Origin of the sequence: Pseudacidovorax intermedius, from assembly GCF_003350475.1 — a bacterium.
In the GTDB taxonomy this organism is placed as follows: Bacteria; Pseudomonadota; Gammaproteobacteria; order Burkholderiales; family Burkholderiaceae_C; genus Xenophilus; species Xenophilus intermedius.
Genome location: NZ_QQAV01000003.1, coordinates 18,531 through 30,810, shown reverse-complemented (window position 1 = coordinate 30,810; position 12,280 = coordinate 18,531). Strand labels below are relative to the sequence as shown.

The following is a 12,280-nucleotide window of genomic DNA, read 5'->3' as shown; positions in this document are numbered from 1 at the left end:
GCCATAATCGTGGGCTCGCTGCAAAACCATGACCGCAGCGAGTTTTGCGCATCTCCCTTCTTGCACATTGGTCGGCGGCTCCCGCACACAGCGGAACAGCTCGATGAACCCGACCACGGCGCCTGATCCTCTTACACGGATCGCCTGCGCGCCGATCGTCGTTGGATGGTTGATGTTTTTCTGAACCTCCAACGTGCCTGCCCCTGCGGGGCGGCGTGCGTTCACGATCAGTTTTATGACCGACTCCCTGCATGAGCAGGGCGCTGCTGCGCCTGTGCTCGACCCTTCCTTTTCCACTGAAATCGTGGCTGATGGCCGCGCCGACGCGCCCGAAGCCGTCCTGGCCCACGACGTCGTCGCCGAGCCTGCTGCGCCCGAGGGCCCGCATCCTTTTGCCAAACTCGGCTTGGCGCCCGAACTCGTCGCCGCCGTGCGCGACCTGGGCTACACCGAACCCACCGCCGTCCAGACGAAGGCCATCCCGATGGCCATGCCCGGCAACGAAGAGCAGGACGCCAGCGCGGCCGGCTTCGTCGACCTGATGGTCTCCAGCCAGACCGGCAGCGGCAAGACCGCCGCCTTCCTGCTGCCCGTGCTGCACACGCTGCTGCTGCAACAGCAGCGCGAAGAAGAAGAGGCCAAGGCCGAGCACGCCCGCCTGGCGGCCGAAGCCGCCGCCCGCGGCGAAGCGCCGCCCAAGAAGCCCCGCCGCGTCAATCCGACGCAGTCGCGCAACTTCAAGGCGGCCGTCCCCGGCGCGCTGGTGCTGTGCCCCACGCGCGAACTGGCTCAGCAGGTGGCCCACGACGCCATCGAACTGGTGCGCCACTGCCGCGGCCTGCGCATCGCCAACGTGGTGGGCGGCATGCCCTACCAGTTGCAGATCGCCCGCCTGCAGAACGCCAACCTCGTGGTGGCCACGCCCGGCCGGCTGCTGGACCTGCAGCGTTCGATGCAGATCAAGCTGGATCAGGTGCGCTTCCTCGTCGTCGACGAGGCCGACCGCATGCTCGACCTGGGCTTCGCCGACGACCTCGCCGAGATCAACCAGCTGACCATCCAGCGCCAGCAGACCATGATGTTCAGCGCCACCTTTGCGCCGCGCATCCAGCAACTGGCCGCCCGCGTGATGCGCGAGCCGCGCAAGGTGCAGATCGACAGCCCGCAGCAGAAGCACGCCAACATCCGTCAGGTGCTGCACTGGGCCGACCACGCCAGCCACAAGCGTGCGCTGCTCGATCATTGGCTGCGTGACACGGCCATCCAGCAGGCCGTGGTCTTCGCCAGCACGCAGATCGAATGCGACGGCCTGGCCAATGACCTGCAGCAGGCCGGCTTCTCCGCCGTGGCGCTGCACGGGGCGCTGAGCCAGGGCCTGCGCAACCGTCGACTCATGGCGCTGCGCAACGGCCAAGTGCAGATCCTCGTGGCCACCGACGTCGCTGCCCGCGGCATCGACGTGCCGACGATCAGTCACGTTTTCAACTTCGGCCTGCCGATGAAGGCGGAGGACTACACCCACCGCATCGGCCGTACCGGGCGGGCGGGCCGCGATGGTATCGCCGTGACCTTCGCCGAGTTCCGCGACCAACGCCGCATCTTCGACATCGAAGCCTTCACCAAGCAGCAGTTCCAGCCCGAAGTGATCGAAGGCATGGAGCCGACCCGCCGTGCGCCGACGGCCCAGCCGCCGCGTGGCGGCGCGGGCCGGGGCCGTGGTGGTCCGGCCGGCCGCCAAGGAGACGACCGCCGTCGCTCGCCTGGCTTTGCCGGCGGTGGCCGTGCGCAGGGTTGGGGTGAGTCCTCGGGCGGCGCGCGTCATGGCGGCCAGCGCTCGCAGGGTTTCGACGGTGGCGCTCGCGCAGGGGGTGGCTTTGGCCGGCCTCAGGGCGACGACGGTTTCGGTGGCGGCCATCGCGGCCGTCAAGAGGGCTTCGGCGGCGGCCAACGTTCTGGCGAAGGCTTCGCAGGTCATCGTGGACACAACGAAGGCTTTGGCGGCCGTGGGCATGGCGAGGGCTTTGGCGGTCCCCGCTCGCACGGCGACAGCCGCCGGCCCGCGCCTGCTGCGCGCGACGGTCGTCCTTCGGGCGCCGGTCGTGGCCCCGGCGGCAAATCTTTTTCGGGTCGTGCCTTCGTTCCGCGTGACAGAGGCTAAAAAATCGTGTCATAATCTCACCTCTTCGGGCCGTTAGCTCAGTTGGTTAGAGCAGAGGACTTGAAGGGCAGCAGCCTAAAGGTGCCTCGGCGCCAACGGATGAGGCCCGACGGGTTGCTCAAGGTAAGTTCACTCTGCCTTGAAGTAGAACTTCTCAAATTCGGCGAACGCTAACGTGCTCTTCCGAGCGCCAGGCCAACGCCGAGCGAAGCCCCGAAAGGGGAACGTGTAGAGACTCGACGGGAAGGCCGAAAGGCAAGACAGAGTCCAGACCACGAACCGGAAACGGGCAGCGAAAGCTGAAGTGGTAGGCATAATCCTTTGGTCGCTGGTTCAAGCCCAGCACGGCCTACCAGGGCGGAAGAAACGAAGAAAGTTTTGCTTGATAGTTGGCGCCACGAAAATGTCGTGCTATACTAGAAAGCTCAGCGGCTGTAGCTCAGCTGGATAGAGTACTTGGCTACGAACCAAGGGGTCGTGGGTTCGATTCCTGCCAGCCGCACCATATTTCCCTATGGGGAACAACGGGTTAGCGCCACAAGCGCTAGCCCGTTTTTCTTTGTCCGAAAACTTTTGAGGGATCTCGCGCATGAGCAAAGCCTTCACCAAGGAAAGCGACAACGGTGATGAGGACGACGAGGCTGGCGGCCTCCCGCCCTTGCCCCCAGGTGGCAAGAACTACATCACGCCGGAAGGTTACGAGCGCCTGCGTGCCGAACTGCTGTCATTGATGGACGTGGAGCGTCCCAAGGTGGTCGAGGCCGTCCATTGGGCCGCCAAGAATGGTGATCGCTCGGAAAACGGCGACTACCTGTACGGCAAGAAGCGGCTTCGAGAAATCGACCGGCGGATCCGCTTTCTCACCAAGCGCCTGGAGATCGCCGAAGTGACCGATCCATCGGTCCACCACGGCAGCGACCAAGTGTTCTTTGGCGCCACCGTGACCTACGCGGATGAATCCGGCGAGGAGCACACGGTCACCATCCTGGGGATCGACGAGGCGGAGAGCGCACAACGCCAGGTGAGCTGGATCGCGCCCATATCGCGGACCTTGCTCAAGGCCCGCGTGGGCGATGCGCTCAAGCTGGTGACGCCCGGCGGTACGCAGGAGATCGAAGTGGTCGAGGTCGTGTACCCCGCCCCCGCCTCCCGCTGATCGGACAACAGCGCGGCCGGCCGGCGGCGCACGGGAGCGCTCAGGGTGCAGGCACGATCCGCCGTGCCGACAGCACTGACGGTGTGCGCCGCGCGGCGCGCAGCACGGATTCGACATGGGCTGCGTCGCGTACAGCGATGACGAAGCGCAGGTCGGTTGAATCCTGCTGGCTTTCGTCCGGCATCTCGACGTGGGTGATGTCCGCCTCGGCCCGGGCGAGGGTGGAGGCGACGCGCGCCAGCACGCCTTTGTCGTTGCGAACCGTCACCAGGATGCCCGTCTCGAAGCTGCGCACGGGCTCGTCGGCCCATTCCACGGCGAAGAAGCGCTCGGCGTCCTTGTGGCGCAGCCGCTGACCGACCCCGCAGGCGTCGGTGTGGACCACCAGGCCTTCACCATGGCCCAGATAGCCCACGATCGGATCGCCGGGCACGGGGCGGCAGCACAGCGCAAAGCGCACGGATGAGTTCTCGCTGCCGTCCAGCGTGACCGCGCCTTGCGAGACGTTCTCATGCGCCGTGAAGCGCTCGCGACTCATCAGCAGCGCATCGGGCTTCTCGCCGCGCTCGGCCAGCAGCGTCATCAACCGCTTGGCCACGATGCTGGCCACCCGCTTGCCGAGGCCGATGTCGGTCATCAGGTCTTCGCGGTTGCGGTTGCCGGTGAAGCGCAGCAGCTTGTCCCAGATCGCCTGGTAGTCCGCTTCGATTCCCGGCAACTTGCGCACGCCCTCAGCACGCAGCGCCTGGGACAGCAGCTTTTCGCCCAGGCGCTCAGACTCGGCCTGGGCCAGCGTCTTGAGGTAGTTGCGGATCTTCGAGCGGGCCCGGCCCGTGCGAACGAAGCCCAGCCACGCTGGGTTAGGCGTGGAGACCGGCGCCGTGATCACCTCGACCACGTCGCCGTTCTTGAGTTCGGTGCGCAGCGGCACCTGCTCTCCGTTGATGCGCGCCGCCGAGGCGTGGTGGCCCACGCTGGTGTGGATCGCATAGGCAAAGTCCACCACCGTGGCGCCGCGCGGCAGCGCCAGGATCTCGCTGCGGGGCGTGAAGACATAGACCGCGTCCGGGAACAGGTCGACCTTGACGTGTTCCCAGAACTCACGCGCGTCGCGCGTCTCGTCCTGGATGTCGACCAGCGACTGCAGCCACTTGGCGCTGAGCCGCTCGCCTTGGTCTGCATCGCCGGCCGCCTTGTACAGCCAGTGTGCCGCCACGCCGGACTCGGCGACCACATGCATCGCTTCGGTACGGAGCTGGAACTCCACGTTCACGCCCGAAGGGCCCACCAGCGTCGTGTGCAGCGACTGGTAGCCGTTGATCTTGGGGATCGCGATGTGATCCTTGAACTTGCCCGGATGCGGCTTGTACAACTGGTGCAACACGCCCAGGCCCGTGTAACAGGCGATGGTGCTGGGTACGACCAAGCGAAAACCGTAGATGTCGGTGACCTGTGCAAAGCTCAGGTGCTTGTCGTCCATCTTGCGGTAGATGGAGTACAGCGTCTTCTCGCGGCCGGCGATACGCACTTGGAGGCCGGCGGCAGCAAACGCCGTCTCCACGTCGCGCTGCACTTTCTGGATGAGATCGCGCCGGCGGCTGCGGGCCTTGGCCACGGCCTTGGTCAGGATCGCGTGGCGCCAGGGCTTGAGATGCCGGAACGACAACTCCTGCAACTCGCGGTAGGTCTGGTTGAGCCCCAGGCGGTAGGCGATGGGGGCGTAGATGTCCAGCGTCTCGCGCGCGATGCGGCCCCATTTGGCCCGCGGCGCATCGCTCAGGGTGCGCATGTTGTGCGTGCGGTCGGCCAGCTTGATGAGGATGACGCGCACGTCGCGCGCCATGGCGAGCAGCATCTTGCGGAAGGACTCGGCCTGGTTCTCCTCGCGCGTGTCGAACTGAAGCTTGTCGAGCTTGGTGAGGCCGTCCACCAGTTCCGCCACCGCCGAACCGAAACGCTCGACCAATTCAGGCTTGGTGACGCCGCAGTCTTCGATGGCGTCGTGCAGCAGCGCGGCCATGAGGGCCTGGGCATCGAGCTTCCACTCGGCACACTGGGCGGCGACGGCGATGGGATGCGTGATGTAGGGCTCGCCGCTGTTGCGCAACTGGCCGAGATGGGCTTCGTCGGCAAATCGGTAGGCGCGGCGCACCAGTTCCACATCCTCCGCGGCCAGGTAGTCCAGTCGCGCGGTCAGCGCCGCGAAGCTGGCCGCGGCCGCGTTCAGCGCAGCGGTCGGCGCCTTGCCGGGCGCCGGCGCCGCGCCGGACGCGGAAGAGGGAAGGACCACACTCATGCTTCGACTTTAGCCGCTGAAGCGTCCTGCGGTCTCCGGGCGCAAAAAAAGCACCTCGAAAGGTGCTTGTTCTTCGCCTGAGTTGCGAGAGGTGGCGGCAATCAGCCCGGAACCTTCTTGAGCATCTCGAGGCCGACCTTGCCATCGGCGATCTCGCGCAGGGCGGTGACCGCGGGCTTGTTCTTGCTCTCGATCTTGGGCGCATGGCCCTGGCTCAGCATGCGGGCGCGATAGGTGGCGGCCAGGACGAGCTGGAAGCGGTTGGGGATCTGCTGCAGGCAGTCTTCGACGGTGATGCGGGCCATGACGGTATGCGTTGATGAAGTGTCAGGGAATGTTCAGTGCCGCGAAGGTGTCGGCACGGGCGCGGCGCTGGGCAGAGTAGCGAAGCCGCTGCGCGTGAACGATCGCTTTGAGGTCGAAAAGCGCGCGTTCAAATAACTCGTTGATTATAACGTAGTCGAATTCACGGGTTTGCGTCATCTCCTCCGCCGCATTCTGCAAGCGCAGTTCGATGACCTCGGGGGCGTCCTCGCCGCGGCGCTCCAGGCGGGAGCGCAACTCTTCCCAACTGGGCGGCAGGATGAAGATCAGCACCGCGTTGGCGAACACCTTGCGCACCTGCAGCGCGCCCTGGAAGTCGATCTCCAGGATCACGTCGGCACCCGAGGCGATGCGCTCTTCCACCGCGCGCTTGGACGTGCCGTAGCGGTGGCCATGCACATTGGCCCACTCGAGGAAGGCCTCGGCCTGCACCATGGCATCGAATTCGGCGGGCGAGACGAAGAAGTACTCGCGGCCGTGCTTTTCCTGCCCGCGCGGCGCACGGGTGGTGTGCGAGACCGACGGGTTGACCGCCGAATCCAGCTCGCGCAAGGCCTTGACGAGGCTGGACTTGCCGGCGCCGCTCGGCGCCGCGACGACAAACAGGTTTCCGGGATATTCCATGGCGCTCATTCGATGTTCTGGACCTGCTCGCGCATCTGCTCGATCAGCACCTTCATGTCGACGCCGATCCGGGTGAGTTCGAGCGCCGCCGACTTCGAGCCCAGCGTGTTGGCCTCGCGGTGCAGTTCCTGGATGAGGAAGTCGAGCCGCTTGCCGACTTCGCCGCCCTTGGTCAGCAGCCGGTCGATCTCGTCGAGGTGGGCGCGCAGACGGCCCAGTTCCTCGGCAACGTCGATGCGGATCGCAAAGGCGGTGGCCTCGGACAGCGCACGGTCCTGTGCGGCCTCGGGCGTCGCACTGCCGGCGGCCAGGCCCATCGCCTCTTGCCAGCGCTCCAGGAAGCGGGTGCGTTGCTGCTCCACGAGCCGGGGCACGAGCGGTTCCGCCTGCTCGGCCAGGGCGCGCAGGCCTTGCAGCCGCTCCTGCAGCAAGGCCACGAGCCGGGCGCCTTCGCGCTCGCGCGCGGCGATCAGGTCGTCCACCACGGAGGTGGCGAGGGCGACGACGTCGAACTGTTCGGCGGGCAGCGTGCGGCCGCCGTCGCTGCCGGCCAGCCGCAGCACATCGGCCACGCTCAGCTCGCGGGCAGTCGGCAGCCAGGCTCGCACCGCGTCCTGGACGCCGTTGAGCCGCTGCAAGAGGCGCACGGAGGGCTCGGCCACCGCGGCGTCCGTGCCGGTCTCGACCGAGCCGCGCATCTCGACCTTGCCGCGCTTGAGGCGGCGGGTGAGCAGTTCGCGAAGGGCCGGCTCGTGCTGGCGCAGCTCTTCGGGCAGCTTGAAACTCAGGTCCAGGAAGCGGCTGTTGACGGCGCGCAGCTCCAGGCCCAGGCGGGGGCCCGGGCGTTCCTCGCCCGCGGGCGCGTCCGCGCTCGACGCGCGGCTCTGGCCGCTGGCGTAACCGGTCATGCTGTAAACTGCCATTGCACCTCGCTCTCGGCTCGTGTTCGTCTGACAAGCCCCGCAGAAGCGACGGGCCGGCGCCCTCTCTCATGCGGATCGACGGGCTTGCCGCCTCACCTCTTCGGGCGAAGCCTCCGATTATGTCAAAGGTCAAACCGTCGCCCCTGATTCCGGACACGGTGATCGGTGGCTACCGAGTCGTTCGACGCATTTCCTCCGGCGGTTTCGGCGTGGTCTACCTGGCGATGGACAAGGCGGGCCAGCAGGTCGCCATCAAGGAGTACCTCCCTTCGTCGCTCGTGACGCGCGAGGACGGCAGCCTCATTCCGCAGGTGGCGCCCGAAAAGCTGTCGCTCTACCGGCTCGGACTCAAGAGCTTCTTCGAGGAGGGCCGGGCCCTGGCGCAGATCGCCCATGCCTCGGTGGTGAGCGTGCTCAACTTCTTCCGCGAGAACGAGACCGTCTACATGGTGATGAACTACCTGGAAGGCGCCACGCTTCAGGACTTCATCGTCACCGCCCGCGAACTCAAGCGCGCCAAGGTGTTGCGCGAGTCGACGATCCGCTCGCTGTTCGACGAGATCCTGCGCGGCCTGCGCGTGGTGCACCAGCACAAGATGCTGCACCTGGACATCAAGCCCGCCAACATCTTCATCACCGACGACGACCGCGCGGTGATGATCGACTTCGGCGCCGCCCGCGAGGTGCTCTCCAAGGAGGGCAACTTCGTGCGGCCCATGTACACGCCCGGCTTTGCGGCGCCCGAGATGTACCGGCGCGACTCCTCCATGGGCCCGTGGACCGACATCTATGCCGTGGGCGCCTGCATGTATGCCTGCATGCATGGCTACCCCCCGCTGGACGCGCCCCAACGGCTCGACAAGGACCGCCTGGGCCTGTCGCTCACGCGCATGCGCGGCGTGTACTCGGACGACCTGATCGAGGTGGTCGAGTGGTGCATGGCCCTCGACCCGCTGTCGCGGCCCCAGTCCGTCTTCGCGCTGCAGAAAGAGCTGGGCCGCGAGGGTGAGCGCCGCTACACCAAGCTGTCGGTGGCCGAGCGCATGCGCCTGTCGATCGACAACATGCGTGCCACGGAGCGCAAGCCGCTGGCCAAGGCCGGCACGCCCACCACCCGTCCGGCGGCGTCATGAAGTTTTCCGTCTTCCAAGTCAGCCGCAAGGGCGGGCGCCTCAAGAACGAGGACCGCATGGGCTACTGCTACACCCGCGAGTCGGCGCTGTTCGTGCTGGCCGACGGCATGGGCGGCCATCCGGAAGGCGAGGTGGCGGCGCAGATCGCGCTGCAGGCCGTTGCGGCGCTGTTCCAGCGCGAGGCGCGACCCGTGCTCAAGGACGTGCGCGCCTTCCTCGCGGCGGCGGTCATGGCGGCCCACCAGCAGATCATGCGTTACGCCAGCGGCAAGGCCATGCTCGACACGCCGCGCACCACCATCGTGGTGGCGGTGCTGCAGCAGGGCTGCGCCACCTGGGTCCACTGTGGCGATTCGCGCCTGTATGCGGTGCGGGGCAACCGGCTGATGGTGCGCACGCGCGACCATTCCAATGCCGAGCGGCCTCGTGCCGAGGGGGGCGCCATGCCGGTGAACCGCAACCTGCTCCAGACCTGCCTGGGCTCGCCGGTGCCGCCGCTGTTCGATCTGTCTGAGCCGCTGCCCTTGCAGCAGGGCGACCGGCTGATGCTCTGTTCAGACGGGCTCTGGAGCGTGGTCGAGGACGCGCTGCTGGTCCGTACCCTCGGCGCGCGCCCGGTGGCCGATGCGGCGCCCGAACTCGTCGAGATGGCCCTGCGCCGCGGCGGCAGCCACTCCGACAATGTCACGCTGATCGCGGTGGAGTGGGAGACGCCCGACGCGCCCGGCTCCGAGCCCGGCGTTTCCACCGACAGCATCGGGCCGGACGTCTTCGCCTCCAGCATCCAGGCCGGGCTGCCGGGCGAGGAAGACCACGACGAGCTCGACGAGGCCGCCATCGAGCGCTCCATCGCCGAGATCAACGAGGCGATACGGCGCTCCGCCGCCCGAAAGAACTGATCCGCGCAAGGTGCTGCACGGCGAGCCTTCCGGGCCTGCGGCCATCGCCTTGCTTTTCCACGTTTCCGATCCAGAGATTCACATGAGTCCTTTCATCCGCAGCAGCGGCCGCGCCGCCGACCAGCTTCGCCCCGTGCGCATCACCCGCGGCTTCACCATCCATGCCGAAGGCTCCGTCCTCATCGAATTCGGCCAGACGCGCGTGCTGTGCACCGCCTCCGTCGAAGAGAAGGTGCCGCCGCACAAGCGCGGCAGCGGCGAAGGCTGGGTGACGGCCGAATACGGCATGCTGCCCCGCGCCACCCACACCCGCGGCGACCGCGAGGCCGCACGCGGCAAGCAGAGCGGCCGCACGCAGGAGATCCAGCGCCTCATCGGCCGTTCGATGCGCGCCGTGTTCGACCTGGCGGCACTGGGCGAGCGCACCATCTACCTCGACTGCGACGTGCTGCAGGCCGACGGCGGCACCCGCACGGCGGCCATCACGGGCGCCTTCGTGGCGGCGCACGATGCGGTCGCCAAGCTCATCGCCGCCGGCACGCTGGCCGCGTCGCCCATCCGCAGCCATGTGGCCGCCATCTCGGTCGGCATCGTGCAGGGCACGCCGCTGCTGGACCTGGAATACGTCGAAGACTCCGCCTGCGACACCGACATGAACGTCGTGATGACCGGCGCCGGGCACTTCGTGGAAGTGCAGGGCACGGCCGAGGGCGCCGCCTTCAGCCGCGACGAGATGAACCAACTGCTCGCGCTGGCCGACAAGGGCATCGCCGAGCTGGTGCAACTGCAGAAGCAGGCGCTGCAGATCGCCTGAGTGGGCGTGAGCACGGAGAGCGCATCCATGAAACTGGTTCTCGCATCCAACAACGCGGGCAAGCTGGCCGAGCTGCAGCAGCTCTTCGGCACGCTGGGCCTGACGCTCGTGTGCCAGTCGGAGCTGGGCGTGGGCGAGGCGGAAGAGCCCTTCCGCACCTTCGTCGAAAACGCGCTGGCCAAGGCCCGCCATGCCAGCGCGGCCACCGGCCTGCCCGCCATCGCCGACGACGCCGGCCTGTGCGTCGACGCCTTCGGCGGCCTGCCGGGCGTGGACACGGCCTACTACGCCACGCAGTTCGGCTACGAGAAGGGCGACGCCAACAACGTGAAGGCATTGCTGGCGCAGCTGCGCGGCGAATCCAACCGCCGCGCCGCGCTGGTCAGCACCCTGGTCGCGCTGCGCCATGCCGAAGACCCGGAGCCGTTGGTCGCCGTGGGCCGCGCCGTCGGCGAGATCACCACCGAGCCGGTGGGCGAGCACGGCTTCGGCTTCGACCCCGTGATGTTCCTGCCGCAGTTCGGCAAGACCTTCGCGCAACTGCCGCCCGAGGTGAAGAACGCCCACAGCCACCGTGGCCAGGCCGCGCGCGCCATGCTGGCCCTGATGCGCGAGCGCTGGGCCCTGGGCGGATGAGCAGCATCCCGATCCAGCCCGCCGTGGCCGTCGCGCCGCAGGCCAACGACGTGCTGCACATGATGCGGCCCGGGCCGCTGCAGCTGGCCGCATCGCCGCCGCTGTCGCTGTACATCCACCTGCCCTGGTGCCTGCGCAAGTGCCCCTACTGCGACTTCAATTCGCACGAATGGCGTGGCGAAGGCAATGACGCGGCCGTGCCCGAGCAGCGCTACATCGACGCACTGATCGCCGACCTCGACGCCGCGCTGCCCCTGGTGTGGGGCCGCACCGTGCACACCATCTTCATGGGCGGCGGCACGCCCAGCCTGTTCGCGCCCGAAAGCATCGACCGCCTGCTCGGCGCCGTGCGCGCCCGCCTGCGGCTGGAGCCCGGCTGCGAGATCACCCTGGAGGCCAACCCCGGCACCTTCGAGCGCGACCGCTTCCGTGCCTACCGCGCTGCGGGCGTCACGCGGCTGTCGGTCGGCGTGCAGAGCTTCGACGACGCGCACCTGAAGGCGCTCGGCCGCGTGCACGACCGCCGCCAGGCCATCGCCGCCGTGGAAGAAGCTGCGCAGGCCTTCGAGACCTTCAACCTCGACCTGATGTACGCGCTGCCCGGGCAGACGCTGCAGGGCCTGGAGGCCGAGCTGGACCAGGCCCTGGCCCTCGCGCCGCCGCACCTGTCGATCTACCACCTGACCATCGAGCCCAACACCTTCTTCGCCAAGCACCCGCCCGCGCTGCCCGAGGACGACATCGCCTACGCCATGCTCGACCGCATCACCGAGCGCACCGCGGCCGCGGGCCTGGCGCGCTACGAGGTGTCGGCCTATGCGAGGCAGGGCCACAGCTGCACGCACAACCTCAACTACTGGCAGTTCGGCGACTACCTGGGTCTGGGCGCCGGCGCGCACGGCAAGCTGAGCTTTGCCCACCGCATCGTGCGGCAGGTGCGCGTGCGCGACCCGCAGCGCTACATGGCGCAGGCCCTGGCCGGCCAGGCCGTGGCCCAGAGCGACGACGTGGCGCTGGCCGACCTGCCGTTCGAGTTCATGCTGAACGCACTGCGCCTGAAGGAAGGTTTCACGCTGGCCCAGTTTGCCGAGCGCACCGGCCTGGCCATCAGCGCCATCCGCCGCCCGCTGGAAGAAGCCGAAGCCCGCGGCCTGCTGGCGCGCGACCTGCACCGCGTGTGGCCCACCGAACGGGGCATGGATTTTCTGAGCGACCTGCAGGCGATGTTCCTGCCCGAAGGCGACGGGGCGGACTGACGCCGCTGCCACCGCGGAAGGGCGCGGCGGTGCCCTTACACTTGCGGCCGCATTTTGCCTT

The 12,280-nt window shown here is 67.8% G+C and carries 11 protein-coding genes and 1 tRNA gene; 8 read left to right on the top strand and 4 right to left on the bottom strand.

The window, feature by feature from the left end; all coding sequences use genetic code 11:
• Positions 1–235 precede the first annotated feature (235 nt).
• The 3 genes from DFR41_RS09610 to greB all read left to right on the top strand — a co-directional run bounded on the left by DFR41_RS09610 (position 236) and on the right by greB (position 3,314).
• Entirely contained in the window at positions 236–2,158 is a 1,923-nt protein-coding gene (locus DFR41_RS09610) for a DEAD/DEAH box helicase (RefSeq protein ID WP_114802558.1), read from the top strand.
• Between the two features lie 428 nt (positions 2,159–2,586).
• Positions 2,587–2,663: transfer RNA gene (locus DFR41_RS09605), tRNA-Arg, on the top strand.
• A gap of 84 nt (positions 2,664–2,747) precedes the next feature.
• Positions 2,748–3,314 carry a transcription elongation factor GreB gene (gene greB / locus DFR41_RS09600; RefSeq protein WP_114802557.1) on the top strand — a complete coding sequence of 189 codons (567 nt, stop codon included), beginning with the start codon at positions 2,748–2,750 and terminating at the stop codon, positions 3,312–3,314.
• A gap of 40 nt (positions 3,315–3,354) precedes the next feature.
• Here greB and DFR41_RS09595 read toward each other — a convergent pair whose 3' ends face one another.
• The 4 genes from DFR41_RS09595 to DFR41_RS09580 form a co-directional block, all read right to left on the bottom strand.
• Entirely contained in the window at positions 3,355–5,610 is a 2,256-nt protein-coding gene (locus DFR41_RS09595; protein ID WP_114802556.1) for a RelA/SpoT family protein, read from the bottom strand.
• A 101-nt stretch (positions 5,611–5,711) separates the two neighbouring features.
• Complete coding sequence (gene rpoZ, locus DFR41_RS09590) at positions 5,712–5,915, bottom strand: DNA-directed RNA polymerase subunit omega (RefSeq protein ID WP_017758912.1); 204 nt, start codon at positions 5,913–5,915, stop codon at positions 5,712–5,714.
• Between the two features lie 22 nt (positions 5,916–5,937).
• Positions 5,938–6,558, bottom strand: coding sequence for a guanylate kinase (gene gmk / locus DFR41_RS09585; RefSeq protein ID WP_017758911.1), 621 nt, complete (start codon positions 6,556–6,558; stop codon positions 5,938–5,940).
• Positions 6,559–6,563: 5 nt separating this feature from the next.
• The gene (locus tag DFR41_RS09580) at positions 6,564–7,481 is read right to left on the bottom strand and encodes a YicC/YloC family endoribonuclease (RefSeq protein ID WP_043114477.1); all 918 of its coding nucleotides are present in this window, start codon (positions 7,479–7,481) and stop codon (positions 6,564–6,566) included.
• 119 nt (positions 7,482–7,600) lie between these two features.
• On the opposite strand from DFR41_RS09580, the gene DFR41_RS09575 reads away from it, so the two are divergent.
• From DFR41_RS09575 to hemW, 5 genes are all read left to right on the top strand, one after another.
• A complete protein-coding gene (locus DFR41_RS09575; RefSeq protein WP_114802555.1) occupies positions 7,601–8,614 on the top strand; it encodes a serine/threonine protein kinase in 1,014 nt (337 codons plus the stop codon).
• Entirely contained in the window at positions 8,611–9,513 is a 903-nt protein-coding gene (locus tag DFR41_RS09570; protein ID WP_017760654.1) for a PP2C family protein-serine/threonine phosphatase, read from the top strand. The genes DFR41_RS09575 and DFR41_RS09570 overlap by 4 nt, the downstream gene beginning before the upstream one ends.
• An 82-nt stretch (positions 9,514–9,595) precedes the next feature.
• Positions 9,596–10,327: a ribonuclease PH gene (gene rph / locus DFR41_RS09565; protein WP_017760655.1), complete on the top strand. Its 732-nt coding sequence runs from the start codon at positions 9,596–9,598 to the stop codon at positions 10,325–10,327.
• Between the two features lie 27 nt (positions 10,328–10,354).
• Positions 10,355–10,963, top strand: a complete 609-nt coding sequence (gene rdgB, locus DFR41_RS09560; RefSeq protein ID WP_017760656.1) for an RdgB/HAM1 family non-canonical purine NTP pyrophosphatase — start codon at positions 10,355–10,357, stop codon at positions 10,961–10,963.
• Complete coding sequence (gene hemW / locus DFR41_RS09555; protein ID WP_017760657.1) at positions 10,960–12,219, top strand: radical SAM family heme chaperone HemW; 1,260 nt, start codon at positions 10,960–10,962, stop codon at positions 12,217–12,219. Before rdgB ends, hemW begins: the two co-directional genes overlap by 4 nt.
• The last annotated feature ends 61 nt before the right edge of the window (positions 12,220–12,280 follow it).